The sequence below is a fragment of the Rhodoferax sp. GW821-FHT07F03 genome (genome assembly GCF_059418745.1).
On sequence record NZ_JBWKQM010000004.1, the window covers coordinates 358,282 to 385,157 of the forward strand.

General features: G+C 63.1%; 23 protein-coding genes. 11 read left to right on the plus strand and 12 right to left on the minus strand.

Annotated features, from left to right (window positions below; translation table 11 throughout):
* The first annotated feature begins 46 nt into the window (after window positions 1–46).
* Window positions 47–2,248: a beta-glucosidase gene (locus tag AC07R0_RS08100; protein WP_495104431.1), complete on the plus strand. Its 2,202-nt coding sequence runs from the start codon at window positions 47–49 to the stop codon at window positions 2,246–2,248.
* Here the strand turns inward: AC07R0_RS08100 and AC07R0_RS08105 are convergent.
* The 4 genes from AC07R0_RS08105 to AC07R0_RS08120 all read right to left on the minus strand — a co-directional run bounded on the left by AC07R0_RS08105 (window position 2,245) and on the right by AC07R0_RS08120 (window position 5,678).
* Window positions 2,245–2,739 (minus strand): thioesterase family protein, encoded by a 495-nt coding sequence (locus AC07R0_RS08105; protein ID WP_495098988.1) that lies wholly within the window; start codon window positions 2,737–2,739, stop codon window positions 2,245–2,247. The genes AC07R0_RS08100 and AC07R0_RS08105 overlap by 4 nt on opposite strands.
* Before the next feature lies 1 nt (window position 2,740).
* A complete protein-coding gene (locus AC07R0_RS08110; protein ID WP_495098989.1) occupies window positions 2,741–3,706 on the minus strand; it encodes an L-carnitine dehydrogenase in 966 nt (321 codons plus the stop codon).
* Between the two features lie 39 nt (window positions 3,707–3,745).
* Window positions 3,746–4,636 (minus strand): 3-dehydrocarnitine:acetyl-CoA trimethylamine transferase CdhC, encoded by an 891-nt coding sequence (cdhC, locus tag AC07R0_RS08115; RefSeq protein WP_495098990.1) that lies wholly within the window; start codon window positions 4,634–4,636, stop codon window positions 3,746–3,748.
* Window positions 4,637–4,736: 100 nt separating this feature from the next.
* The gene (locus AC07R0_RS08120) at window positions 4,737–5,678 is read right to left on the minus strand and encodes a choline ABC transporter substrate-binding protein (protein ID WP_495098991.1); all 942 of its coding nucleotides are present in this window, start codon (window positions 5,676–5,678) and stop codon (window positions 4,737–4,739) included.
* Between the two features lie 298 nt (window positions 5,679–5,976).
* Here AC07R0_RS08120 and AC07R0_RS08125 point away from each other — a divergent pair, with 298 nt between their 5' ends.
* The 7 genes from AC07R0_RS08125 to AC07R0_RS08155 all read left to right on the plus strand — a co-directional run bounded on the left by AC07R0_RS08125 (window position 5,977) and on the right by AC07R0_RS08155 (window position 13,610).
* Complete coding sequence (locus tag AC07R0_RS08125; RefSeq protein ID WP_495104432.1) at window positions 5,977–7,164, plus strand: gamma-butyrobetaine dioxygenase; 1,188 nt, start codon at window positions 5,977–5,979, stop codon at window positions 7,162–7,164.
* Between the two features lie 15 nt (window positions 7,165–7,179).
* Window positions 7,180–8,130: an alpha/beta hydrolase gene (locus AC07R0_RS08130; RefSeq protein WP_495104433.1), complete on the plus strand. Its 951-nt coding sequence runs from the start codon at window positions 7,180–7,182 to the stop codon at window positions 8,128–8,130.
* A gap of 51 nt (window positions 8,131–8,181) precedes the next feature.
* Window positions 8,182–9,150, plus strand: coding sequence for a GlxA family transcriptional regulator (locus AC07R0_RS08135; protein WP_495098994.1), 969 nt, complete (start codon window positions 8,182–8,184; stop codon window positions 9,148–9,150).
* A 296-nt stretch (window positions 9,151–9,446) separates the two neighbouring features.
* Window positions 9,447–10,685, plus strand: coding sequence for an ABC transporter substrate-binding protein (locus AC07R0_RS08140; protein WP_495104434.1), 1,239 nt, complete (start codon window positions 9,447–9,449; stop codon window positions 10,683–10,685).
* A gap of 85 nt (window positions 10,686–10,770) precedes the next feature.
* On the plus strand, window positions 10,771–11,637 hold the full coding sequence (locus AC07R0_RS08145) for a carbohydrate ABC transporter permease (RefSeq protein ID WP_495104435.1): 867 nt from the start codon (window positions 10,771–10,773) through the stop codon (window positions 11,635–11,637).
* Complete coding sequence (locus tag AC07R0_RS08150; RefSeq protein ID WP_495098995.1) at window positions 11,630–12,490, plus strand: carbohydrate ABC transporter permease; 861 nt, start codon at window positions 11,630–11,632, stop codon at window positions 12,488–12,490. The genes AC07R0_RS08145 and AC07R0_RS08150 overlap by 8 nt, the downstream gene beginning before the upstream one ends.
* 4 nt (window positions 12,491–12,494) lie before the next feature.
* A complete protein-coding gene (locus AC07R0_RS08155) occupies window positions 12,495–13,610 on the plus strand; it encodes an ABC transporter ATP-binding protein (RefSeq protein WP_495098996.1) in 1,116 nt (371 codons plus the stop codon).
* Between the two features lie 71 nt (window positions 13,611–13,681).
* On the opposite strand, the gene AC07R0_RS08160 is transcribed toward AC07R0_RS08155, so the two are convergent.
* Window positions 13,682–14,929, minus strand: coding sequence for a YbiU family protein (locus AC07R0_RS08160; RefSeq protein WP_495098997.1), 1,248 nt, complete (start codon window positions 14,927–14,929; stop codon window positions 13,682–13,684).
* Entirely contained in the window at window positions 14,916–15,929 is a 1,014-nt protein-coding gene (locus tag AC07R0_RS08165; RefSeq protein ID WP_495104436.1) for a LacI family DNA-binding transcriptional regulator, read from the minus strand. The genes AC07R0_RS08160 and AC07R0_RS08165 overlap by 14 nt, the downstream gene beginning before the upstream one ends.
* Window positions 15,930–16,035: 106 nt before the next feature.
* Here AC07R0_RS08165 and AC07R0_RS08170 point away from each other — a divergent pair, with 106 nt between their 5' ends.
* Both AC07R0_RS08170 and AC07R0_RS08175 read left to right on the plus strand, forming a co-directional pair.
* Window positions 16,036–17,037, plus strand: coding sequence for a Gfo/Idh/MocA family protein (locus AC07R0_RS08170; protein ID WP_495104437.1), 1,002 nt, complete (start codon window positions 16,036–16,038; stop codon window positions 17,035–17,037).
* Entirely contained in the window at window positions 17,034–17,345 is a 312-nt protein-coding gene (locus AC07R0_RS08175; protein ID WP_495104438.1) for a Dabb family protein, read from the plus strand. Before AC07R0_RS08170 ends, AC07R0_RS08175 begins: the two co-directional genes overlap by 4 nt.
* A 146-nt stretch (window positions 17,346–17,491) precedes the next feature.
* On the opposite strand, the gene AC07R0_RS08180 is transcribed toward AC07R0_RS08175, so the two are convergent.
* From AC07R0_RS08180 to AC07R0_RS08200, 5 genes are all read right to left on the minus strand, one after another.
* Window positions 17,492–19,078: a methyl-accepting chemotaxis protein gene (locus AC07R0_RS08180; RefSeq protein WP_495104439.1), complete on the minus strand. Its 1,587-nt coding sequence runs from the start codon at window positions 19,076–19,078 to the stop codon at window positions 17,492–17,494.
* Window positions 19,079–19,155: 77 nt separating this feature from the next.
* A complete protein-coding gene (locus AC07R0_RS08185; protein WP_495104440.1) occupies window positions 19,156–19,617 on the minus strand; it encodes a cache domain-containing protein in 462 nt (153 codons plus the stop codon).
* A gap of 262 nt (window positions 19,618–19,879) precedes the next feature.
* On the minus strand, window positions 19,880–22,426 hold the full coding sequence (locus AC07R0_RS08190; protein ID WP_495104441.1) for a bifunctional diguanylate cyclase/phosphodiesterase: 2,547 nt from the start codon (window positions 22,424–22,426) through the stop codon (window positions 19,880–19,882).
* Between the two features lie 179 nt (window positions 22,427–22,605).
* Window positions 22,606–24,045, minus strand: a complete 1,440-nt coding sequence (locus AC07R0_RS08195) for a sensor histidine kinase (protein WP_495074041.1) — start codon at window positions 24,043–24,045, stop codon at window positions 22,606–22,608.
* Window positions 24,042–24,734 carry a response regulator gene (locus AC07R0_RS08200; RefSeq protein WP_495074040.1) on the minus strand — a complete coding sequence of 231 codons (693 nt, stop codon included), beginning with the start codon at window positions 24,732–24,734 and terminating at the stop codon, window positions 24,042–24,044. Before AC07R0_RS08200 ends, AC07R0_RS08195 begins: the two co-directional genes overlap by 4 nt.
* A gap of 110 nt (window positions 24,735–24,844) precedes the next feature.
* On the opposite strand from AC07R0_RS08200, the gene AC07R0_RS08205 reads away from it, so the two are divergent.
* Window positions 24,845–25,507: an HAD family hydrolase gene (locus AC07R0_RS08205; protein WP_495074039.1), complete on the plus strand. Its 663-nt coding sequence runs from the start codon at window positions 24,845–24,847 to the stop codon at window positions 25,505–25,507.
* A 65-nt stretch (window positions 25,508–25,572) separates the two neighbouring features.
* On the opposite strand, the gene AC07R0_RS08210 is transcribed toward AC07R0_RS08205, so the two are convergent.
* Window positions 25,573–26,876 (minus strand): hypothetical protein (locus AC07R0_RS08210; protein WP_495104442.1); only part of this gene is annotated, 1,304 nt, incomplete at its 5' end.

Consider the following 26,876-nt stretch of genomic DNA (forward strand, 5'->3'; position numbering starts at 1 on the left):
CCCGCCCGTGCCGGGCGCGGATCACACACCATAAGGAGACAAAACCGTGCACCTCAAACGCCCCCTCGTCATCGCCCTTGTTACCGCCGGACTACTCTACGGCTGCGGCGGCGACGATGCCCCCACCGTAGACCAACAAGCCGCTGCGCTGCTGGCCAAGATGACGCTGGACGAAAAAATCCAGCTGGTCCACGGCGAGGGTTATGGCGTGCCGGACGCTCTCGGCGGCGCAGGCGTGGTGAAAGGTATTCCCCGCCTGGGCATACCCAATCTGACCAATGCCGACTCGGCCGGCGGGGTCAACGTGGTGGGCTCGAACGCTACGCCGTACCCGGCCCCCATCGCCCTGGCCGCCAGCTGGGACCCAACGCTGGCCCACAGCTACGGCAGCGCCATCGCCACCGAACTGCGGGCCCTGGGCTTTGCCGAAGGCCTGGGCGGCGGTGTGAATTTGGCGCGTGAGCCGCGCAATGGCCGCACATTTGAGTACATGGGTGAAGACCCGGTACTGGCAGGCAACATGATTACGCAGCGCACGTTGGGCACGCAGTCGCAAAAAGTGATTGCCACCATCAAGCACTTCGCAGGCAACGAGCAGGAAACCAACCGTTTCACTTCCAATTCGGTGATTGACGAACGCACCTTGCGCGAGCTGTACCTGCTGCCCTTCGAGATGGGTGTCAAAGATGGCGCGCCCGGTAACGTGATGTGCGCATACAACTTGCTCAACGGCGTCAAAGCCTGCGAAAGCGCGTATCTGCTGACTGATGTGCTCAAGACCGAGTGGGGCTTCAAAGGCATCGTCCAGTCCGACTGGTTCTTTGCGGTGACCGATACCGTGCGTGCCGCCAACGCCGGGCTGGACGAAGAAGAAGCTGGCAGTGCCGACGACTACACCCCTACCTCCTTTGGCAGTTTCGCTTTGCCTGCCACGAGCTTCAACCAGAAGCTCAAGGCCGCCGTCCAAGCCGGTACCGTGCCGCTGGCCCGCCTGGACGATATGGTTCTGCGCAAGCTGCGCACCCTGTACGCCAGCGGTGTAATGGCATCGCCTCCCAAGGCCGGTGGTACCGTTGACCAGGCCGCAGGCAATGCCGTGGCCCAGAAGGTCGCCGAACAGTCCATGGTGCTGCTGAAGAACGCAGTGGCCAGCGGCGACACGGCCAATGTGCTGCCGCTGAGTACCACGGCAGCGCAAACCATTGTGGTCATTGGCGGCCATGCGGATGCGGGCGTGATCTCGGGCGGCGGCTCCGGCGCGGTGCCCGCCCGCGATGGCAATGCCGTCACTTGCCTGGTGCCCAACACCAGCACGTTCGGCTCGTGTGCCGTCTGGTACAAGTCCGCACCGCTGGCCGCCATCCGGGCCATGGCTCCCAACGCCACAGTCACCTACCTGGACGGTAGCGACCCCGCCGCTGCGGCCAGCGCAGCCGCAGCGGCTGACGTGGCCATCGTTTTTGCTACCCAGTGGCAAACCGAAGGAGCGGACCTACCGAACCTGAGCCTGCCCAACAACGCCGCCGACCCGGCCAATCAGGCCTATGACCAGAACGCCCTGATCACCGCCGTGGCCGCCGCCGCCAAGCGCAGCGTGGTGGTGCTGGAAACCGGCACCGCCGTCACCATGCCCTGGCTGGCGAATGTGAACGCGGTGGTCGAGGCCTGGTACCCCGGCGTGCAGGGCGGCCCGGCGATTGCCAACGTGTTGTTCGGCGCCGTCAACCCCTCGGGCAAGCTGCCGCTGACCTTCCCGCAAAGCGAAAGCGACCTGCTGCAGGCGGCCATCTCGGCGACCGACCTGACGGTGAACTACAGCGAGGGCCTGAAGATGGGTTACCGCTGGTACGACGCGCAAAACATCACGCCGCTGTTCCCCTTCGGCCACGGCCTGTCGTACACCAGCTTCAGCTACAGCGGCATCAGCACCCGCTCCAACAGCGACGGCTCGGTGACGGTGGGCTTCACGCTGAAGAACACCGGCGCGCGTGCCGGCGCCGAGGTGGCCCAGGTGTACGCCGGCCTGCCGGCAGCGGCCGGCGAGCCGCCCAAACGCCTGGTGGCCTGGGAAAAGGTGCAACTGGCGGCCGGCGAGAGCAAGGCCGTCAGCATCACCGTGAAGCCCGAGCGCCTGAGCATCTGGAACGCCACCACCCACCGCTGGCAAACGCCTAGTGGCAGCTATAGCTTCGTGGTGGGCGGCTCTTCCCGCGACAGCGCCCAGTCCGCGGTGCTGGTGCGCAGCTAGGTGGCTTGCGGGGGAAGGCCCATGGTCCGGCCCACATGGCGGGGCCGGGGCAGCTGGCGGTGCGCGACGTACAGGGCCTGCACACGCGCCAGCACCTCGGCGCTGAAGGGGGCGGACCTGGGGCCCCGGGTGTCCACATGCAGCAGCATTTGCTCGCTCACGGCCACCGGCTCGCTCAGGTCCGGTCGGTACATGCTGAAATAGATGTGCAGGCGCTTGCTGTCATGCGCCAGCAGCTGCATGTCCACCTGCAGCTCGCTGCCCAGCTTGACCTCGTGCAGGTAGTTGATGTGGCACTCCAGCGTGTAGATGCTGCTGTGCAGGCGCTCCCGGCCGGCGGCATCCAGCCCCAGTTGGCCCATCAGCGCATCGCTGGCATAGCTGAAGACCAGCAGGTAAAAGGCGTCGCGCAAATGGTCGTTGTAGTCCACCCATTCAGGCTGGACCGTCTGTGTGAGCAGGGGCAGGGGGGCGGCTGCAAGACTGTCCATCTCACTCCCCGCTGCGCAGGCCGTGGCGTGACTTGGCGGCGGCCACCGCGTCCAGCACGCTGAGGATGCAGTCGTCCCGGTAGCGTTCCAGTTGCTTGATGGAGTGCTCGCCCAGCTGTTGCGTCGTGCCTTCGACCACGCTGTCGATCAAGGCATCTGTCAACGGAGGCGCCACCAGCTTGGTCCATGGCAGTTGCAGCGCCGGGCCGAACTGGGCCATGAAGTGCCGCATGCCGGCATCGCCACCGGCCAGGGTATAGGTGAGAAAGCTGCCCATGAAGGACCAGCGGATTCCCGCACCGAAGCGGATGGCGTCGTCTATTTCGCCAGTGCTGGCCACACCTTCGTTGACCAGATGCAAGGCCTCGCGCCACAGGGCTTCCAGCAGCCGGTCAGCAATAAAGCCGGGCACTTCCTTGCGCACATGCAGAGGACGCATGCCTAGCGTGCTATAGATTTTGATAGCAGCGGCGATGGTTTCCGGTGCCGTGCGCTGGCCGCCCACCACCTCCACCAGGGGCAGTAGATAAACCGGGTTGAACGGGTGACCTACCACGCAGCGTTCCGGGTGCAGGGCATCGGCATAGAAGTCGGACGGCAGCAGGCCCGAGGTGGAGGAGCTGATGATGGCGTCCGGCCTGGCTGCGGCGCTGATTTGCGCATGCAAATGGCGCTTCAGGTCTTCGCGCTCGGGGGCGCTTTCCTGGATGAAGTCGGCGTCTTTCACGCAGTCTGCGATGGTGTCCACAAAGCGCAACCGCAGGGGCGATGCACCCGGGGCCAGGCCGGCGCGCTCCAATGCAGGCCAGGCATTGGCAATATTGCTGCGCAGCTGCTGTTCTGCGCCGGGGGCCGGGTCCCAGGCAGTGACGTCCAGGCCGTGGGCCAGGGCGCGAGCGACCCAGCCGCTGCCGATAACGCCTACGCCCAGTGCGGCAAAGGTCTTGATGGAGGTGATGACGGTCATGCGGTGACTTTCCAAGGGTTGCGGGGGCGGCAAGGTGGTTCAGCCGCGCTTTTTGAGGCCCAGTTTCTTGCGGCCTTCTTCGGGTGTCAGAGGGCGTGCGCCCAGTTTCTGGATGATGTCTATTGCGCGCTCTACCAGGCTGCCATTGCTGGCGTAGACGCCCTTGTCCAGCCAGAGGTTGTCTTCCAGGCCCACGCGCACATTGCCGCCCAGCAGCATGGCTTGGGCCACCATGGGCATTTGCATCCGGCCTATGCCAAAGCCTGCCCATATCGCCCCGGGGGGGAGGTTGTCCACCATGGCTTTCATGGTGGTAGTGTCGGCCGGGGCACCCCAGGGAATGCCCAGGCAGAGCTGAAACAAGGGCTGTTCGTCCAGCAGGCCTTCCTTCAGCAGCTGCTTGGCAAACCAGAGATGCCCGGTATCAAACACCTCCAGCTCTGGCTTCACGCCCAGCTCCTGGATGCGCTTGGCGCCAGCGCGCAGCTGGGCTGGCGTGGACACGTAGATGTAGTCTCCATCGCCAAAATTCAGGGTTCCGCAGTCCAGTGTGCAAATCTCGGGCAGCAGCTCCTCCACATGGATCAGCCGCGCCAGGCCGCCGACTAGGTCCGTGCCCTTGCCGAAGTGCATGGGGTCTTCACCCGCGCCAATTTCCAGGTCACCACCCATGCCTGCGGTCAGGTTCAGCACCATGTCCACGCCTGAAGAGCGGATGCGGTCCACAAGTTCGCGGTACAGGTTTGGATTGCGGCTGCCCTTGCCGGTCTCGGGGTCGCGCACATGGCAGTGCACGACCGTGGCTCCTGCCTTGGCCGCCTCTACTGCGGCATCGGCAATCTGCCGGGGGGTCACGGGCACGGCCGGATGGCGGCCTACAGTGTCGCCTGCGCCTGTGACGGCGCAGGTGACGATGATTTCATGGTTCACGGAATACTCTCCATTGGCAGCTGGCCGGAGCCGGCCCTGGCTGCCGTGTTGATATGGGGGATGGTCGGCGGGCTTGCCGACGGGGAAGTTCAGCTGTGGCTTAAAGGCCCAGATAGGTTTTGACAGCGGGCAGGCCGTCTTTGCCATCCACGGTTTTGACGCCGATCAGCCATTTATCTAGCACCTGCGGGTTCTTTTTGAGGTAGTCCTTGGCGGCGGTCGACGGGTTGACCTTGGCCATGATGGGGATCATCAAGCGGCTTTCCATATCGGTACTGAACTGGAGATTGGAGACCAGCTTGCCCGCATTGGGGCAGCGGTCCAGATAGTCTGTGGCCACCAGGGTGTAGACCTTGGCCTCACCAAAGTTGGCGCCGAATACCGCATCGCCACCGCTGAGGTAGCTGATCTTGAACTCGATATTCATGGGGTGCGGTTCCCAGCCCACAAAGACGATTTTCTTCTTTTGCCGGACCGCGCGGGTCACCTCGGACATCATGCCGGCCTCGCTGGACTGCACCAGCTTAAACCCACCCAGGCCAAATTCGTTCTTGTCAATCATGGCCTGGATGTGCGCATTCGCACTGCTGCCGGCTTCTATGCCGTAGATCTTGCCGTCGAGCTCTTTCTGGAACTTGGCAATGTCGGCAAAGTCCTTCAGCCCCTCATCGGCGGCATAGGCAGGCACAGCCAGGGTGGCCTTGGCGCCGACCAGATTCGGTGGGTCCAGCACTAGCAGGCTTTTGGACTGCACCAATGGCTCCACCATCTGGGTCTGGATGGGGCTCCAGTAGCCCAGGGAAATATCGATCTGCTTGCTTTTCAGGCCGGCGAAAGAAATCGGCACCGATGCCATTGTCTTGCTGGGCTTGTAGCCCAGGCCTTCAAATACCGTGCTGGCCAGGGCGGTGGTGGCGGTGATGTCGCTCCAGCCTATATCGACAAAGCGTACGTTGCGGCAGCTTTCCGGCTCATCCGCCAAGGCTGGCAGGGTGAGCAGAGCTGTGAACAGGAAACAGGCATACCGGGTAAGCGTTTTCATAATTGCTCCGTAGAAATAACAAGGGTTTGGCAGGAACTGGGTGGTAAAGCCCCAATGGGGGGAACGCGTTTCTTCAATGTCGACCGCGTTGGCCTAAAGGTAAGGGGGGCAGCGCCTTTGGCATCGCTCCATAGCGACCCTTCGTAGCCCTGGTGCGACCCGTATGCGCAATCGTCAACAAGGCATCCTCTCATTTCCCCTCCAGCGTCGCACCAAGGCTACGAAAGGTCGCTATCGGGCGAACAAGCCGCGGCCAGGCAACGTACCTTGCAGTCCTCAACCTGGAAGGAGTAGCGAAATGCAAGCAGTAGCCACCGTGGCCGATTGGCGGACCTATCCCGTGACGCATGCCGTGGCGGACGTAACCGTGGAGGGAGATGCAGCGCGGGTGCGGTGGACGGACGGGCGTTCCAGCGCATTCCACTTTGTCTGGCTGCGCGACAACTGTCCCTGTGCGCATTGCGTTTATCCGGTGACACGCGAGCAGGTTTTCGAGGTGCCGGATATGCCCGAAGACTTGCTTCCTCGCCAGGTGTCGTTAGATGCCCAGGGAGGGCTGCAGATTGCGTGGGAGGATGGCCATGCCAGTGCCTTCCATGTCGGCTGGCTGCGTGCACATGCCTACGATGCCGAATCGCGCGCCGAGCGGCGTCGGGCCGTGGCTCCCCGGCAGCTCTGGGGTGCGGAGCGCAACCAGTCTTTGCCATGCTTCGATTTCCAGGAGATCATGCAGGACGACAGCGCGCTACACGCATGGTTGCTGGCCGTGCGTGATGTGGGCCTGTGTTTGTTGCGCGGCTGCCCGACCGAGCTGGGCACGGTAGGCCGTGCCGCAAAACGTATCTCTTTTATCCGGGAAAGCAATTTCGGCTTGTTGTTCGATGTGGCGTCCAAGCCCAAGCCGGACAGCAATGCCTACACCTCCTTCAATCTGCCGCCGCACACCGATTTGCCGACACGCGAGCTGCAGCCGGGTTTGCAGTTTCTGCACTGCCTGGTGAATGGGGCGGTGGGCGGCGACAGTCTGTTTGTCGATGGCTTTGCGGTCGCCAGCGCATTGCGGGAGCACCATGCGGACGATTTCGCGGTGCTGAGCGGTACGCCGGTGGAGTTTCGCAACAAGGAGCCGCATACCGACTACCGCTGCACCGCGCCCATCATCCAGCTGGACCCGTTTGGCACGATTGTGGAAGTCCGGTGTGCCAATTTTCTGCGCGCCCCGTTCGATGTGCCTGCCGAGCAGATGCCCGTGCTGTACCGGGCTTACCGCCGTTTCACCCAGCTGGCGCGGGAGCCACGGTTCTGCGTCAGCCGGCGCCTGCAGCCTGGCGATATGTGGGTGTTTGACAATCGGCGTGTGCTGCATGCCCGCACCGCATTCGACCCGGCAAGCGGTGCGCGCCATTTGCAGGGCTGCTATGTGGACCGGGACGAGTTGCTGTCGCGTATCCGCATACTGGAGCGTGCCCAGCAACGGGCGTCCTGAGTTTCTGGATACACCATGTCCGCATATTTGCTAGCCCCTGGTTTGGCCGAATTCGTGGCGCGTACCGAGGCCTTGACTTCCGATGCCGACGACCTGGCTGCACAGCGCGCGGCCTACCAACGCATGTGCGAGGTATTCACGCCGCCGCGTCCTGCCGGTGTTATTGCCACGGACCAGATACTGGCCGCGGCAGGGCACGCCGTGGCGGTCCGTCGTTATGTTCCAGAGGGAGCCGCACCTGATTCGGGTTGGCCCTGCGTGCTGTACTTTCATGGGGGCGGCTGGGTATTGGGCGGACTGGATTCTCATGAGTTCCTGACAGCTGCGTTGGCCGCCAGCCTGCAAGCCATGGTGATTGCCGTGGACTACCGACTGGCGCCGGAGCACCCTTTTCCTGCGGCCTTTGAAGACAGCTATGCCGCATGGCTGGCGGTGCACGCCGGGCATGATGAACTGAGCCTGGACCCGCGGCGCGTGGTGGTGGCCGGGGACAGCGCTGGCGGCAATCTGGCTGCGGCTCTGTGCCTGGCCTTGGCCCGGGAGGGATTGCCCGGCCCTTGCGGGCATGCGCTGCTCTATCCGGCGCTGGTCAGCCCTTGCACGCAGCCGTCTTATGCCGAGCACGCGGATGCACCGCTGTTGCGGGCTGCGGACATGGTCGATTTTTTACGGCTGTATCTGCCCGATTTGACGATGCGGAATGACCCACGGGCCGCACCGTTGGCCGCTGCTTCCTATGTGGACTTACCGCCGGCCTTTGTGGCTGTTGCCGAGTTTGACCCCTTGCGCGATGAAGGTGTGGCCTACGTAGAGCACTTGCAGAATGCGGGAGGCAGGGCAGAACTGTATTGGGGCGCAGGGCTGGTACATGGCTGCCTGCGTGCCCGCGGAGCGTGTGGCGCAGTGGACGATTTGTACGCGGCATTGGTCGCCGCGATAGCCCGCTTTCAGGCGAAGCCGGTTTGATCTTTTCTGACCTGTCCCATGGACTACCTGCTACAAAATACGGCTATGGTCATGCCATCCACCTCTCCGCAGGAAATCCACTTCTTGCTGCTGCCGGAATTCTCCATGATGGGCTTTGTGTCCGCATTGGAGCCGCTGCGGGTGGCCAACCGCTTCCGTGGCCCCTTGTACCGTTGGCATATCTTGAGTGCGGATGGTGGCCCGGTGACGGCCAGCAACGGCATGTCCCTGCATGCTGACGGCGCATTTGCATCGGTTGAGCAGGCAGAAACCCTGTTTGTGGTTTCTGCTTTTAATCCCATGGACCACTACACCCCGGCACTAGGGGCTTGGCTGCGTCTGTTGGACCGGGCGGGTACCACCTTGGGGGCTATTGACACCGGCTGCTTTATCTTGGCCGAAGCCGGATTGCTGAAGAGCCAAAAGCTGACACTGCATTGGGAGGCGATATCGGCTTTTCACGAGCGTTTCCCAGGGCGGGTGGTGACGCAGGAGTTGTTTGAGATCGACGGGCGGCGTATCACCTGCGCGGGTGGTACGGCATGCATAGACATGATGCTGGACCTGATGGGGCGCCGCCACGGGCATGCCCTGGCCACGGCTGTGTCCGAGCAGTTTGTGCTGGGGCGTATACGCAACCCTTCGGACCACCAGCGCATGCAGATTGCCGCACGCTATGGTGTCCACAATCCCAAGACCATACAGGTCATCGGTGTGATGGAGCAGCATATCGAGGAGCCGCTGTCGGCGGATGCCCTGGCCGCGGCCATCGGTGTGACGCGCCGGCAGCTGGAGCGGTTGTTCAGCACCCACCTCAAAGACACCCCCTCGCATTTCTATCTGTGCTTGAGGCTGGACCGCGCTCGCCAATTGCTGCAGCAGACCGATATGGGCATTTTGACCATCAGCGTGGCGTGTGGATTCGAGTCGCCTTCGTATTTTTCGCGGGCGTATCGCACCCGTTTTGCCGTCAGCCCCAAGGACGACCGCGGCGGCAGTCAATTGTCTGGGCGGCGTTGAATCTGCGGCAACTGGTTGCGCTGCATCTGGTGCAAGCTGGTGCGGGGGCGATGGCTACAGATAGACGGTCAGCCATATTTTTGCGAATGTTTTGGGGGCTGGCGGTGTAGTGGTGCAGGTGCTGGAAAAGGGGCGGTAGTACTCGCGGGCGAAATTGCCGCATTTACAGGGAAAACACTTGCTGCTGCTGGTGTTAATTAATGAACAATGAATGAGTTCGGCGCTGCATTGCAAGCCCGGATCCAACGGGCGCCGCCTGTGCTGTGCCCTCACCATAACGAGATAGGAGACAAGGCATGAAGAAGACACTCATCGGGCTGGCGGTCACCGCTGCCTTTGCCGTTCCGGCCATGGCGCAACAAAGCGTGGAGGTGCTGCACTGGTGGACCTCGGGTGGCGAGGCTGCGGCGCTGGGCGTGCTCAAGGGCAATCTGGAAAAGCAGGGCATCAAGTGGAACGACATGCCGGTCGCCGGCGGCGGCGGCGAGCAGGCCATGACCGCCGTGCGCGCCCGCGTCACCGCCGGCAATCCGCCCACCGCCGTGCAGATGCTGGGTTTCGACATCCAGGACTGGGCCAAGCAAGGCGTGCTGGCCGACCTGAACGACGTGGCCGCCAAAGAAGGCTGGGACAAGACCGTGCCCGCCGCGCTGCAGCGCTTCTCCAAATTCAATGGCAAGTGGGTGTCGGCACCGGTGAACGTGCATTCCACCAACTGGGTCTGGGCCAACAAGGAAGTGCTGGCCAAGGCCGGCATCACCTCCGACCCCAAGACCTGGGACGAATTCATGGCCGACGGTGAAAAGCTGCAGAAGGCTGGCTTCATCGCCCTGGCCCACGGCGGCCAGCCTTGGCAAGAGGCCACCATGTTCGACGGCGTGGTGATCTCCACCGGCGGCGTGGACTTCTACCGCAAGGCGCTGATCGATCTGGACCCGAAATCGCTGAATTCGCCGACCATGCTGACGGCCTTTGACCGCATGTCGCAGCTGCGCAAGCTGGTCGACAAAGACTTCTCCGGCCGCGACTGGAATGTGGCCTCCGGCATGGTGATCAGCGGCAAGGCCGGCTTCCAGATCATGGGCGACTGGGCCAAGGGCGAATTCCTCGGCGCGAAGAAGGTGCCGGGCAAAGACTTCTCCTGCTTCCGCGTGCCTGGCACGCAAGGTGTGGTGTCGTTCAACTCCGACCAGTTCGCGATGTTCAAGGTCGGCGCCGACAAGGTGGCAGCCCAGACCAAGCTGGCCTCCGCCATCATGGACCCTGGCTTCCAGTCGGCCTTCAACGTGGTCAAGGGTTCGGTGCCCGCGCGTACCGATGTGTCCGACAAGGACTTTGACGATTGCGGCAAGAAGGGCATGAAGGACTTCGCCGAAGCCAATACCAAGAATACCTTGGTCGGCTCCATGGCCCACGGCCACGCCGTGCCGGCTTCTATCAAGAACGCTTTCTACGACGTGATCACGCGCCACTTCAACGGCCAGATCGATTCGAAGAAGGCCGTTGTTGAATTGGCCGCTGCAGCCAAGTCCTAAGCGCTGGCCGGGCGGGTTTTCGCCCTGTGCTTGTGCGGGCCGGCGCGCTAGCGTCGGCCTTTCCATTTCCTTCGTAAGGTTCGGAATGAAAGCTGGTTTTTTACCCAAGCTGCTGATCACGCCCAGCGCCTTGCTGGTGCTGGTCTGCGTCTATGGATACATCATGTTCACGGTGTATCTGTCGTTCACCGCCTCTACCCTGATGCCGCAGTACGAGTGGGTCGGCACGGCCAATTACCACCGCCTGATGGGCCTGGAGAACTGGTCGGTGGCGCTATCGAACCTGTGGGTGTTTGCCTCGCTGTACATCGTGATTGCGATGGCACTGGGCCTGACCCTGGCGATTCTGATCGACCAGAAAGTGCGTGCCGAGAGCGGCTTGCGTTCGGTGTTTCTGTACCCGATGGCGCTGTCCTTCATCGTCACCGGCACGGCGTGGAAGTGGCTGCTCGACCCCGGCGTGGGCCTGGAGCACACCATGCAGACCCTGGGCTGGAGCAACTTCACTTTCGGCTGGATCAAGGATTCGGAGATGGCGATCTACTGCGTGGTGATTGCCGCCGTCTGGCAGACCACCGGCTTTGTGATGGCCATGTTTCTGGCCGGCCTGCGCGGGGTTGATTCTGAGCAGATCAACGCCGCCCGCCTGGACGGCGCCAAGAGCTGGCAGATCTACCAGCGCATCATCATTCCGCAGCTCGGACCGGTGTTCATCTCGGCCTTTGTGATCCTGGCGCACATGGCCATCAAGTCCTACGACCTGGTAATCGCGCTGACCAATGGCGGCCCCGGCCGCTCGACCTGGCTGCCCTCGGTATTCATGTACCAGTACACCTTTACCCGCAACGAAATGGCCGTCGGTGCGGCCAGCTCTGTGCTGATGCTGATCGCCATCGGCGTGGTCGTGCTGCCGTACTTGTACGGCGAAATGCGGAAGGTCAAAAATGGATAAAACCTTGTCGCGCTTTCTGCGCATTGCGCTGTACGTGGTGCTGGTCGGGACGGCGTTGCTGTTCATCTTGCCGGTGTATGTGATGGTGGTGAATTCGCTGAAACCACTGGACGAAATCCGCAGCGGCAATCTGATGTCTTTGCCGATGGACTGGACGCTGGCGCCCTGGCGCAGCGCCTGGAGCACGGCGCAGATCGGCGTGCAGGCCACGGGCTTGAAGCCGTATTTCATCAACTCGTTTCTGCTGGTGATTCCGGCAGTGGTGATCTCGACGCTGATCGGCGCGTTGAACGGCTACATCCTGACCCAGTTCAAGATGCGCTTTGCCCACGCGCTGTTTGCGGCCATGCTGTTCTCGGTGTTCATTCCGTTCCAGATCGTGCTGATCCCGATGGCCAAGACCCTGGGTTTTCTGGGCCTGGCCGGCACGGTGAAGGGGTTGATCTTCGTCAACGTGGTCTACGGCATCGGCTTCACCACGCTGTTCTTTCGCAACTACTACGCGGCCTTTCCGGCCGAGCTGATCCGCTCGGCGCGCATGGATGGTGCCAACTTCTTCGGCGTGCTGTGGCGCATCCTGTTGCCCAACAGCACGCCCATCATCGTGGTCACGGTGATCTGGCAGTTCACCAACATCTGGAACGAGTTCTTGTTCGGCGCTTCGTTCAGCGACTACACCTCGTTTCCGCTGACGGTGGCCTTGAACAACCTGGTGAGCAGCTCCACCGGGGTCAAGGAATACAACGTGCATTTCGCCGGCGCCTTCATCGCCGCGATCCCCACGCTCATCGTCTACCTGGTGTCGGGTAAATATTTCGTCCGCGGCCTGATGGCCGGGTCTGTCAAAGGTTAATCACATGGCTTCGTTAGATCTGGTTCACATCAAAAAGAGTTTCGACAGCGTTCAGATACTGCACGACATCACCATCTCGCTGGCCGATGGCGAATTCCTGGTGCTGGTCGGCCCCAGCGGCTGCGGCAAGAGCACGCTGATGAATGTCATCGCCGGCCTGGAAGACCCGACTGCCGGCAGCCTGCGCCTGGACGGCCAGGACATCACCCAGGTGGCACCGGCCGAGCGCAACATCTCGATGGTGTTCCAGTCGTATGCGCTGTACCCAAACATGACGGTGGCCAAAAACATCGAGTTCCCGCTGGAGATGCGCAAGGTGGCGAAGAACGTGCGCACCGAGCGCGTCGCCAGCGTCGCCAAGCTGCTGCAGATAGAGCACCTGCTAGAGCGCAAGCCGCGCCAGCTGTCAGGCGGCCAGCGCCAGCGCGTGGCCATCGGCCGGGCCCTGGCGCGTGAGCCCAAGCTGTATTTGTTTGACGAACCGCTGTCGAACCTGGATGCCCAGCTGCGACTCGACATGCGCACCGAAATCAAGAAGCTGCACCAGCGCCTGAAAGCCACCATCGTCTACGTGACCCACGACCAGATCGAGGCCATGACCCTGGCCACGCGCATCGCGGTGATGAAGGGCGGCGTGGTCCAGCAGCTGGGTACGCCGCACGAGGTTTATAACCGCCCAGCGAATACCTTTGTCGCCAGCTTCATGGGCTCGCCGCGCATGAACCTGGCCAAGGCCCGTGTATTGGAAGACGGTGCCGGCCTGGCGCTGGAGATACAGCAGGGCGACCGCCCGACAGTGCGCATCGCTCTGCCCTCGGTGCCGGCCGGACTGAACGCCTACCGCGGCAAGGAAGTGATTGCCGGCATCCGCGCCGAGGCGATCGACCTGGTGCGCGACGGCGCGACCCAGAATGCCATGCACCGTTTGGTGCAGGCTCGTGTCGAAGTGATAGAGCCCACCGGCGCCGACACCCTGGTGGTGCTGAATGTGGGCGGCCATGAGTTCACCGCCCGGGTCGAGCCCGACGCGCCGCTGACGCCGGGCCAGGAGACGCAGTTCCTGGTCGATCTGGGCAAGCTGGTCTGCTTCGATGTGCAGACCGAGCAACTGATTGCGTGAAGAAATTGCGAACTAAATAAGCTGTCAGCGCAGGTAGTACCTGCGCTGACAGCTATCAATTCTGTAGTATTTCAGCTGCCATACCCCATTTGCCTGCGCCCCAGTGGTGTCAAATCCGCGGGTGTAAATCGCCCTTCAAAATCCACTTCGTAGTCTTCGGGCGCAAAGTCGGGTGACGACTTGCCGGCCTCGAACGCCGGCCGCTGCTTGGCCAGAAATGCTTGGTTCTTGGCGCAGTCGGGGGCGGCGCCGATGTAGATCACGTTGCTGTAGCCCTGCCCCAAGTGCTTGTCTTCCACGCCGTGGATGGTGTCGGGGTGCCACCAGACGGTGTCGCCAGCGTTGACCTTGGGGATGGGGCCGTAGGCGCGCAGCAGCAGCGCGTGGTGTTCGGGCGATGCGACCAGGGCGCGGCCGGCGCGGGCGCCGCACAACTGGTCTTCAGCGATGTCGTCCTGTAGCGCGCGCAACAGCATCCAGGCCATGGCGTTGGCGATGGGTACCAGGTTCAGCGTGCCGTCGCCCGGGCCTTGCGGCGTCAGCGCAGTCCAGCCCTGGAAGGTGCGGAACATGCTGCACACGGCGGGCGAGGGGATCTCGTGGGTTTCGGTGCGGTAGGCCGCGGCAAACGGGTCGTACTGGCTAATGTCGCCACCAAACACGTGGCGGAAGACGTTCTGGTAGCCGGGGTCGATCCAGCGTTCGATGGAGCCGCCGTCCATGTGGGGTGACAAGCCCAGCGAGGCGTCACCCGGTTCGCGCTGGCGTACGCGGTCGGAGTAGGTGCATTCCTGGTCGGGGTTGAACACCGGCTTGCCGTCATGCAGGTTGTTCCAAAGCCGGTTCAGCCAGCGCCGGGTCTGGGCGAGCTCGACCGACTGGCGCGCATCCATTTGCGGCTTGGACCAGTAGATGCCGTAGATCTGCGGCTTGGAGCTGGCCAGGGCGCTGAAGTACTTGTCGATGCCGCGCTTGCTGACCTGTTTGTCCAGGTAGTGGTTGTCGCTGATGTAGCTGGCCAGGTCCGCGTTCCATTGGGCCACGCGGGCCGGATCGAACACGCCGCGTATCACCACGCAACCGCGCTGCTTGATGCGGGCGATCTGCGCCGCGTCCAGCGTGTCGAGCTGGCTGAACTGCACCTCGGGTACGGGCTGCAGGCCCTGGGCGCGCTCGCGCTCTATCGCTTCCACCTGGGCTTCGATATTGCGCGTCAGTGCTTCGAAGCGTTCTTTCAGGTCGGGAATCTGGGCGCGCAGCTGGCGCTTGGCGGCAATGATCTGGCTTTGGAAGTCGAGGTTGGTGTCAGCTTGTTGCATGGAATAGCTCCAGAGGTGGCGGGGTGAAAAGTTGCTGGCGGGGCGCCAGATCGGGCTGGGCAAAGCGCGCCAGCATGCGGCTGCCCAGCGCGTGGCCGGCGCGGTGCATGTCTTCAAAACAGGCCCAGAACGGTTGGCGTATGTACTGCGGCAGCGGGCTGCTGTAGCGCAGGACCAGCTCCATTTGCTGGCTGGCGCCCGGGCCGACCTGCAGGCCGCTGTCGGCCAGGGCGCTGAGCAGGGGCAGGATGGGCGCCTCGCGTGTCAGCACCAGGCCGTCGAATGCGCTGGCGTGGGCGCGGGTCCATTGGTAGATGGCATCCGGCGGGTCGTCCAGGCTGATGGCCTGTATGCATTCACCGGCTACGCCCAGGCGCACGCAGGCCTGCGCGAAACCGTCGGCCAAATGCTGGTGGAAGCTGGCGTCTGCCGCCGGCAGCAGGATACCCAGGCGCCTGCGGCCCTGCGCCACCAAGGTTTCCACCGCCATGTCGGCAAAGCGCTCGTTGGCAAAGTCCACGCTGTCGTGCGCCGGCAGTTGGGTGCGGCCATAGCTGATGAAAGGAAAGTCCATGCGCTGCAGCCAGCGCACACGCGCATCCTGCGGCGCGGTATAGGACAGCACCAGGCCGTCGGCCAGGCCGCGCTCGATCACGTACTGCACGCTGTCCAGCGCGTCGTGGCCAGCCAGCTGGGGTAGCACGATCAGGTGGTAGTCGGTGTCTTGCAGCGCATCGCCCAGGCCCAGCAGAAAGTCCTTGAAGCCCAGCTGGGTGGCGTCCTGCCGGTCCTGGATGAAGGCTAGGGTATGGGTCTTGCCAGTCTTCAGCCGCACCGCCGCGCGGTCCCGTACATAGTGCAGTTCGCGGGCGGCCTGCAGCACCTTGTCGCGGGTTTCGGGCAGCACGCTGGGCAGGCCGGCCAGGGCGCGCGACACCGTGGCCGACGACAGGCCGGTGGCCTTGGCCAAGGTGGTAATACTGGCTTTTCTGGCTTGCATCTTGTCTCCTGGTGCAAATTATGTAAACGTGTACATGGCTTGTCAAGCTTTGACTCGGCTAAATGTAAACGTTATCATTTTGATTTTAAAAAATACAGGAGACCTTATGCGTTGGGCATTTATCGGAGCCAGCACGATTGCTGGCGAGTGGATGGTGGCCGCCGTGCGTTCCGTCGGCGACGAGGTGGTGGTCGTGGTCTCCGGCGATCTGGCGCGGGCCCGGGCTTTTGCCAACAGCCACGGCATCGCCCACGCCACCGACGACGAAGCCGCGCTGGCCAGCCTGGGCGTGGACGCGGTCTACATCTCCAGCACCAACGAAAAGCACGAGGCCTCGGTGCTGCACGCCGCCAGCCTGGGGCTGCATGTGCTGTGCGAGAAGCCGCTGGCAACCTCGCTGGCCGCAGCCCAGCGCATGGTGCAGGCCTGCGCCAGAGCCGGCGTGGTGATGGGCACCAACCACCATCTGCGCCACAACAGCGCGCACCGGCAGATGCGCGACAAGATCCAGCAGGGCGCACTGGGCCGGCTGGTGTCGGCGCGCGTCAACCATTCGGTGTACCTGCCGGCGCATCTGCAGGGCTGGCGCTTGAAGGACAAGGGCGCGGGCGGCGGCGTGGTGCTGGACATCGCGGTGCACAACGCCGATTCGCTGGCCTTTCTGCTGGGCGAGTACCCGACCGAGGTGGTCGCCATGACCAGCAACAGCGGCATGGCCGAAGGCATGGAAGACAACGCCATGTCGGTCTGGCGTTTCCCCAGCGGGCTGACCGCTTTCACCCACCAGGGCTTCAATACGCCATTCGCCGATGTAGGGCTGGAAGTCCACGGCACCCAGGGTTCGCTGAAAGGCGTGGGCGTCCTGCACCAGGGGCCGGACGGTCGGCTCGACTTCAAGAACGCCCAGGGCGAGCAGGCCTTGCCGCTGGACCAGGTCGACCTGTACAGCCGTGGCGTGCAGAACTTCCATCGTGCCATCCAGGGCCTGCCCCACGATATGGCCGACGGCCAGGCCGGCGTGCGCTCGCTGGCCGTGGCGCTGGCGGTGCTGGAGAGTGCGCAGACCGGCCGCAGCGTGGCCGTGCAATACCCGGGGGCCGCAGCATGATCCACCACTGCGTTTTCATCCGCTTTCGGTCCGAGATCAGTACGGCCAGCAAGCAGGCGCTATGGGCTGAGTTGCAGGCACTGGTGGGCGTGGTACCCGGCCTGCGCGAAGTGCGTGCCGGTGCCAATGCCCGCTATGAAGACCTGGACCACGGCTTTGCCGACGGCTTCATCGCGGTGTTTGACGACCGGCAGGCGCTGGCCGCCTACCAGGCCCATCCGGCCCATCAGGCGACTGGCGCCAAGCTGGTACAGGCCGCGCTTGGTGGCTTGCAGGGCCTGATGGTGTTCGACCTGGACCTATCGTAGTTCCGCAGAACTGGAGTTGCCGGCACCGGCAGGACACGACGATGTGCGGCAGGACGTGACCGGTCTGTACTTGCGTAGGCTACGCGACTGTCTCTGGGCGAGCGCACCTATGCGATGAGTCTTGGCCCGATGACGAGCCACTACGGCTAGTTACCTGGGAGCAGGGCGGTGGGATGGGCCGTCGGAGTATGCGACATGCCATTCAGCCGGAATGTAGACGCCAGTTGGGCCAGTCGGTGGGCCTGCTCGCCCAGGCTTTCTGCAGCGGCTGCAGACTGTTCCACCAGTGCGGCGTTTTGCTGCGTCATCTGGTCCAAATCGGTTACGGCAGTATTGACCTGTGTGATGCCTTCGCTCTGTGCAGTGGATGCGGTCGAAATTTCGCCAATGATGTCTGACACTCTGCGAACCGAGCTCACAATTTCTGTCATGGTCTTGCCTGCGTCTGCGACCAGTTGAGAGCCCAAATTAACTTTGGTGACGGAGATGTCAATGAGGGTCTTGATCTCCTTGGCCGCTCCGGCAGAGCGTCCGGCCAGGTTGCGCACTTCACTTGCCACGACCGCAAAACCGCGCCCTTGCTCGCCTGCGCGTGCAGCCTCCACGGCTGCATTCAGCGCCAGGATGTTGGTCTGGAATGCGATGCCATCGATGATGCCGATAATGTCGGAGATCTTGCGCGCGCTGACGTTGATTTCCTCCATGGTGCTAACCACATGCTCCACTGCCGTTCCACCACGCACTGCCACTGCGGTCGCCGACGCGGCAAGCTGGTTGGCCTGGTGCGCAGAGTCAGCTGACTGCCGCACTGTGTTGGTGAGCTGATCGGTCGAGGCGGCTGCATGCTGCAGATTAGTGGCCGTTTGCTCTGTACGGAGCGCCAGATCCTTGTTGCCGGTGGCAATCTCTGCGCTCGCCAAGCGAATCGATTCAGAGGAGTCGAACACAGTGGAGATTGACTGGTTCAGCTGGGTCACCATCGCGCTCAGCGCATGCATCAGATCCCCAACTTCATCTGTGCGCTCACTAGTGGCATCCACCCGCAAGTCGCCACCGGCTACGTCATAAGCAACTTCTGCGGCCCGGATCAGTTCGTTGACTACCTTACGCTGCATGAGCCAGGACAGGCCTACTGCGACACACGCGACCAGCAGGCTCAACCCCGCTAACCATAGGTTGGTATTGCGAGCGCGTTGCAGGGACGCTTCTATGGCGGCATGGGATACGGCTTCGCCTCGCTCGACAATGCCGGACATTGTTTTGTTGACCGAGCTGAAGGCGGCGTCTGCGCTTTGCATGGCGGCAACACCGGTGTTGGGGTCTACCGAGGATAGGTCTATGGCCGAGTCAGCTTGCTTGCCATAGTTGCTGATGTGTTTGTTGAGTTCACTTACGGCTGCGCGCTGCTCGGGAGTATCTCCGTCAGCGTCGGTTAGCTCGGCCGTCACCCGTTGAATCGCACTGAGCTGGGTTGCCAATTCGGTGCGGAACGCCTTCACCTTTGCGTCGTCCAGTGACGCTATCAGGGTCATCGTTTTGTACACACTGGCATGTAACTGGCCGAGTTGTAGCTGGATTTGGGCAACTGTCTTGTAGTCGTCTAGGCTGGCAACCGAACTGGCCAAACCCTTGTTGCTCTCCCGGGTGATCAGCCAGGCATCAATTTGCCCTGCTGCCAACACGGCCAACGCCGTGAGCAACGGCGCGGCAAGTAGTTTCATTCCGAGTTTCATCGCGACTCCTGAACACAAGCGGTGGGCGGCGAACGGCATGCCCAGCCGTGACAGCCGGGCATGCGCGATGCGGCGGTTTACTTGTAAATGCCGCCGCAGACCACTTCGTCGTCCAGCTTCTCGCAGTACATGCTTTTTGGTGCGATCTTTTTGGTGGTGGGATCGGTGAACTTGTAGTCTTGCCAGAAAGTGCCCTTGGACTTAGCTAGCTCCATGCGCTCTTTGACGAACTCTTTCCCGTCAACATCTTTCAAGTCGATCAGGTTCTTTCCAACCATTTTCTCGTTGGCACCATGAGCGAGCACCGTACCATCCAGACGGTACATCACCAAATAAAGGTCGCGGCTAACGAATTGACCGCTCTTGTTGCTGATCTCGGCGGCACCTTTTTCTTTTCCATTCGCTTTGACGAATGCCACACCCTTTTTAACCATGGCTGTCGCCTCTGCGGCAGTGGCCTTGTCCTGCGCGTGAGCTAACCGCATGGCCGGCAAGGCCAGCACACAGGCGATAGATGCAATGAGAACAGAATGCTTCATGGGGGGGCTCCTGTGAATAGCTGCGAACGGGAATCAAACAATGGGATGAGTCGTGTGCACCATCGCATAGCTGCTTCACAGTTTCAACCTATTCGGCCGATTAAACGCTAGAGGTTTTCCCTTTTTTTGTGGATGCGTGCGAATGCGGCGAACTGGGTGGTTGATCGTACGGTGCACACCCCGCAGCGCGCGGAGTTTAGTACTTAAATGCTATAAATTATATAGCTTAAGGCGCTTGTTTTGATTGCACTGGTGACTTATTTCAAGCCTGATCTACGTCGTCGCCGCGCAGAGTGCGCGGTCTCCAGTCGAGTTGTTCCAGCGGCACCGGTCGGCCAAACCGGTAGCCCTGTGCATGGCTGCAGCCCATCTGCCGCAGGTGCTGCGCCTGGGCCTCGGTTTCCACGCCTTCGGCCACTACCGCGACGCTAAAGCCTTGCGCCATCTGCAGCACGGCGGCCACGATGGCCGTGTCTTGCGGCGTGCTACCGAGTTGGCGCACAAAGCTTCGGTCGATCTTCAGGCAGTCGAATGGCAGCAGGCCCAGGTAGGCCAGCGAGGAGTAGCCGGTGCCGAAATCGTCGATGGCGATCTTCACGCCCTGGGCGCGGATTTCGCGCAGCCGCTCTTCGGTCTGGCCGTCTTGTTCGATCAGCACCGATTCGGTCAGCTCCAGCGTCAGGTGGTGTGGCGGCAGGCCGCTGTCGCGCAAGGCCTGTTGCAATGTGGCGCTGAAGTCGGACTGGATCAGCTGGCGCGCCGATACGTTCACGTGCAGCTCGAAGTTGGCTGGCAATTGCGTCAGGTGTTGGGCGATGTCGCGGGTGGCTGTGCGCAGCACCCAGTCTCCCAGCGCCAGGATCAGGTCGGAGGTCTCGGCGATCGGGATAAAGATGCCGGGGGGCACCATACCGCGTGTCGGGCTCTGCCAGCGCACCAAGGCTTCGACGCCGCTGACGCTACCCGTGGCCATATGGATCACGGGTTGGTAGTGCACCAGAAACTGGCCGCGCTCCAGTGCCTGGCGCAGCTCATTGGCCAGCCGCGCCTGCTCCAGCGATTGCTCCATCATGCCGGGCTCGAACACCACGCAGGCGCCGCGGCTGCGGCGCTTGACCTCGCCCAGCGCCACGCTCGCATTGCGTAGCCATTCGGGCAGGTCATCCGCCAGCAAGCGTCCCTGGACCACGCCCACCGAGGCGGTGACTCTGACCTCGTCGCCGCCCGAGGCGAACGGGGTGGTGAACAAATGTCCTATCTGTGCGCCCATCTCGGCCGCGGAGTGGACGGTGCCCCAGTGCAGCAAGGCGAACTCGTCGCCGCCTACGCGCGCCAGCAGCACTGGGGCGGGGAATCGGGCCCGCATGCGCTCGGCGATGGCTTGCAGCAAGTGGTCGCCAGTGGCATGCCCCACGTTGTCGTTGATTGCCCGGAAACCATCCAGCCCGACCAGGCACAGCACCGCAGGCCGGGCATCGCTCCAGTCCACTTCTTCCAGCAAGCCCTGGCGCGTCAGCAGCTGCGTCAGGTGGTCGTAGCGCAACTGCTTGCGCATATCGTTGAAGGAGTGTTGCAGGCGTTGGGCCATGGCATTGAAGGCCTGCACCAAGGTGTCGGTTTCCTGGACCGCGCTGCCTTTGTCGATCTTGGTATCCCATTGGCCTAGCGCGAGCTGGTTGGCTGCCTGCGCGGTGCGGTGGATGGGGCGGGTAATCCAGTTGATCGCCCATAGTCCGAGCAGGAAGCCCAGGGTGGCAAAGCCCGCAATCCCTACCAGGCTGCGCTGGCTCGAAGCACGGATGTCGCCCAGCAGATCGGACTCCGGCACCAGGGTCACGATGCGCCAGTTCAGCCCGCGGATGTCCGAATACGGCGCCACCCGGCAGATGTACAGCTGGCCGTTGACCGTTAGCTGAAAGCCTGTGGCGCTTCCCGTGGGGGCTTGCGCAACGGCCGGTGCGGCGGCGCGCAGCACCGGGTTGTCGGCCTCCTGGAGACGCATGCGTTCGCCGCGGGGTGTGCCGTTGTTGCCATCCGCCAGCACCGAGCCGGGTTCTGAATGCGCCACCAGGCGCCCCCCAACATCGGTAATGGCGATGATGCCGGTGCCGCGCAGAGGCTCTTCGTGTAGAAAATGGTTCAGACCGTCCAACTTGACATCGGCTTCCATGACGCCGATCAGCTTCGTGCCGACCTTGACGGGGCTTGCCGCCGAGATGGTGATTTCGGCCCGCTCGTCGTAGTTGGCATAGATGTCGGACCAGCCGGCCTTGCCGGACTGGGCAAACGGCGCGTACCAGGGACGCACGCGGGGATCGTATTTGTCGTAGGACGCGATGACTTCGCTGTCCGGGTGGTCGCCTTTGTAAATGAGCAGCTTGTTCTGGGTCGAGGCGTCTTTGAGCATCAGCGCGAAATTGGCTCCGGCGCCTTCGCGGCGCATGCCGGCGAGCTCACCCGCCTCGCTGCCAAAGTCCAACACGCTCATCTGCGTTTGGTCCATGTAGCGGTCTTGGTATACGCCGCGCAAATGGCGGTAGATGGGGCCCATGTCATTGGGGGTGTAGAGCCCGTGGCGGCTGATCGCGTCGGCAATATCGGCTTGGATGCGAAACGGCTCGTCCAAAAAGCTGGCCAGCCGATTGCTTGCGGCCACCATCAGGGCATCCAGTATGCGGGTGCTGGTCTTGTCGATTAGCCTGGCGGTGTTTTCTTGTTGCGTCAGCGCCTGCAGGGCCACGGTCACCACCAGGATCAGCGCAAACGGCACGGTGATCGCGACTCTGAGGGATGGGCGAAAAATACGCATGTACAAATCTAGGGGAACGGGGCTTGCGTCGATAGGTTTGCTGTGGCCGTCGGTTGCAGGTCGGGATGTGTGGGGCCACCGTCCGCCGACGGTTCCGTCAAAATTCAGTATCCCACACGCAGGTCGCTCATGAGGCCATAAATTGCGCTGCCGGGCCGCCTGAGAACCTATTCCAGGTCCTATGTCGGAGCTGGCTCAGCCAGCGGCAGGCTTAGGCGTACGCACAACCCCCGGGGTAGCACGTTCAAGGCCTGTGCCGAGCCGCCATGGCGCAGGGCGATTTCTGCCACGATGGACAAGCCCAGGCCGCAGCCACCGGGTATCTCACTGGCACGCCAGAAGCGCTCGAATACGCGGGGCAGGTCGGCTTCTGCCAGCTCCGGCAGGCCAGGGCCGTTGTCCTCCACTTCCACCACCGCCTGGTTGTGCAACTGTTGCACCCGCAAGGTGACGGTGGCGCCACGGCCTGCATAGTGCAGTGCGTTGTCTATCAGGTTGCTCAGGGCTTCGCGTAGCAACAGTTTCTCGCCTTGGGTGAGCAGTTTGTCGTCCCCTTCAAATCCCAGGTCGATACCGGCCGCGATGGCGCGTGGCGTCCATTCGCGGGCCACCTCGCGCGCCAGGGCGGCAACGTCCAGTGGCCGCTGCTGGATGTCGGCCTCGGTCCGGGCCAGCGACAGCAGCTGGTGTACCAGGTGGGCGCTGCGCAAGGCGCCGGCGTGCACCTTGGTCAGCCGGTCTTGCAAGGCCTGCGGGTCGCGCTCGGTCAGGGCCAGCTCGGTCTGGCTGATCAGGCCGGCCAGCGGTGTGCGCAGCTGGTGGGCAGCGTCGTTGATGAAGCGCTTTTCCTGGCCCAGGCTGCGGCGTACGGCGGCCAGCATATGGTTCACGGCCTCGGCCAGGGAGTGGACCTCTTGCGGCGCCTGGGTGAGTTCGATCGGCGACAGGGTGGTGAAGCTGCGCTGGGTGCGGTCGCCCAGCAGAGCCTCCAGTCGATTCAGGGGCTGCAGGCCGCGGCCCACGCCGATGTACACCACGATGCCCAGCAGCGCCCCCAGCAGCAGCAGGGGGAGCAGCATATCGGCTACCAGCTCACGCGCGATGCGCTGCTGCACGGCCAGGCTTTTGGCCACTTGCACACGCAGGCGCTGCGGGGCGTCGGCGTCGCCGTAGTTGACTTCCAGCAGGGCTACCCGCACCGGCTTTTTGTCCAAAAGAGCTTCGTAGATCAGCGGTTCGCCTGGCTCCACATGCACGTCCAGCAGCGGGTCGGGCAGTTGGCTGTTGCCCAGCACGAACTGGCCCGGCGGTGAGGACACCATATAGCTGACCCGGTCGTTCGGGTCCTGTTCAATTATGTCGCGCGCGGCCCGCGGGAAGTCCACCAGCAGGCCCGAGCCCATAGGTTTGACCTGGCGCGCCAGCGAGCGCACCGATTGGGTGAGCGACTGGTCTATACCTTTTTCGGCGTAGTTCAGCGCAATGCGGTAGGCCAGCAGCCCGCCCACCAGCCAGAGCACCAGCTGGGGCAGCAGCAGCCACAGTAGGAGCTGGCGTTTCAGCGATAGACCAGGGGCTTTGTCTTTTTGCAGACCTGGGGGTAAACCCAGCAGGCTCATGGTGCCGTGGTTTCCAGCATGTAGCCCAGGCCGCGTACGTTGCGTATGTTCAGGCCCGAATCGGCCAGCTTGCGGCGCAGGCGGTGCACGTATACCTCCAGCGCGTTGGACCCGGTGTTGGTGCCGTCGTTGGGGTCGGACTGCCACACGGCCAGCACCTCCTCGCGGCCCACCACCTGGCCGGCATTGGCGACCAGCAGCGATAGCAGGGACCATTCGCGCTGGGTCAGCTCCAGCGGTTCGTCGTCCAGCCAGGCCAGAGGCTGGGTGGCGTCCAGGCGCAGGCGCCCGGTGGGCATTTCCAGCGAGCCACCGAATGCCGGCAGGCGAGAGCGCCGCAGCATGGCGCCCAGGCGGGCTTCCAACTCGGCCATGCTGAAGGGTTTGGTCAGGTAGTCGTCGGCGCCGGCGTTCAGGCCCTCCACCCGGTCTTCCACACCGTCGCGCGCGGTCAGTATCAGCACTGGCAGGGCCAGTTGGCGTTGCCGTATCCAGCGCAGCAGGTGCATGCCGTCCATCACCGGCAGCCCCAGGTCCAACACGACGCCGTCAAAGCGTGTGCTTTCCAGCAGGGTTTGTCCGAGAGCGCCGTTGGCGGCCGTGGCCACCTGGTGGCCAGCCTGCCCCAATTGGGCGGCCAGGCCGTCACGCAGCAAATCGTCGTCTTCCACAATCAATAAATGGGCCATGTCCCGAGCATAAATGAATGTGGATGGAATTCCCCCCAGGCTTGCCCGTGGCAACGGTCGGCCACGCCTGCGGGCTGGCACGTTTACCATCGACCGCAAGGAGCGAAGTCATGAAATTTGAAGCGGTGTTGTTTGACTGTGATGGTGTGCTGGTGGATTCCGAGCCACTGACCAATGGCGTTCTGCGTGACATGCTGGCGGCCCAGGGCTGGGAGATGACGGCGGCGGAGTGCATGCGCTTCTTTGTCGGCAAGGCGGTAATGGACGAGGCCGCCGCCATCGAGGCCCGCACCGGGCGGCCTGTGACCGAGGACTGGATGGCAGAGTTCCGCGCCCGGCGCAACCAGGCTTTGCAAGACCAGCTGGAGGCGGTGCCCCATATCCATACAGCGGTGCGTGCCATCCACACAGGCTACGCCGGCCGTATCGCCTGTGCGTCCGGGGCGGATCGTATCAAGGTGGAGTTGCAGCTGCGCAAGGTGGGTTTGATTGAATACTTCGAGGGCCGCGTCTTCAGCGGCCATGAAATGCCCCGTTCCAAGCCATGGCCCGATGTCTACCTGGCGGCGGCCGCAGCCCTGCAAGCCAGGCCCGCGCACTGTGCGGTGGTGGAAGACACGGTGACCGGTGTGCGTGCCGGGGTGGCGGCTGGGGCCACGGTGTTCGGCTACGCGCCAGACACCTCTGGCCATGTGGATGCCCAGGCTTTGCGTGAGGCGGGCGCCTCGGTCACTTTTACAGGCATGGACCAGCTGGCGGAGCTGCTGGTTTGAGGCGCAAAAACAGCCAGGCCCGGCGCGCCTGAGCGGGCCGGGCCTGGATAGAGCTTGCGCTGACCTTACTGGTCTACGCTGATCTGGAAGGCATTGAAGTTGGGTACCGACTGCACCGACACCCCCATGCCGCGCAGGTTCAGGCTGGTGCGCTCACGTACCGTCACGCTGGCATTGGCCGCGCTGGTGGCCGTGGTGGCGGCGCGGAAGTTGTAGCCATCGCGCGGGTTGTTCTGCACGATGGTTTGCTGGAAGGTGTCGGTGCCACTGGCGCTGACCAGCAGGGTCCGCGTGACGCTGCTGGTGGCGCTATCGACGGCGGTGACGGTGTAGCCCACGTCGGAGGACAAGGTGTTCGCCACCAGGGTGTTGCTGGCGCGCGCCGACCAGCCGGCAGGGCCTACGGAGTTCACGGCCGGCAGGCTCAGAGTGCGCTTGTGCGTCCAGGTCGATACGCTGCCGTCGCCGGCGATTTGCACCAGCATCAGGTCACCATTGCCGGCACGGTAGGCGAACGCACGATCGGTCCATGTATCGTTCGCCGCCGTGCTGGCCAGGTCGAACCCGCCTGCGCTATTGCTGCTGAAGTGTATGGACGGGCTGGCGTTGCTGGTGCAGGTGGCGCTGCTATTGGCGCCGTCGCAGGCCAGGACCGAGCTGAATACACCGCTGCTGTCGACGGTGGCAGTGAAAGTGTCAGTGGCGTAGGCTGTTCCCCCGCTGTTGAGTTCAAAACCCAGGCCGTTCCAGTTGCCGGCCAGGTCGGACACGGCAATGGTCTGCTTGGGGATGGCGAAGCGCAGGCGGTAAACGCCATTGTTCAGCACCCTGGCCATCAGCACGCCGGCCTGGGACACGACCACGTCGCTGACGCCGTCGGCCGCCAGATAGCGGCAGCTGGCACCATTGGCGCTGAGCACGGTCGAGCTGCCGACCAGATTGGTCATGGTCTGGCTGGTGGCGTCAAAACTGCCGCTGGCAATCTGGTCGCTGATACTGCCATTCATGGTTGGGCTGAAGACCCAGTAGTCGCCGCTGCGCAATGCCGAGCAGTTGCTATCTGCAGCCTTCAGCAGCTGGGCGGCGGGCAAGCTGGCAATGTTGTTGCTGGCGTTTGTCGTGGTGCTGGCAGACGGCGAGGCCGCGGCCACGGTGGTGGTCAGTGTGTCCAGGGTGGTGCCGCTGGCGGCGAGCTGGGTCTTCAGTGCGTCCAGTACCTGGTCGTAGGCATTGCCGCTGGTGCTGGAGGTCGCTGCCACTAAGGTGCCGGTCAGCAGATCCGTTGAAGCTGTAAAAAAACTCCTGGCACGACGTTTGCGATCCATCCGACCAAGGAGATCGCGACCATGGCCCGCTACAAACCCCAAGA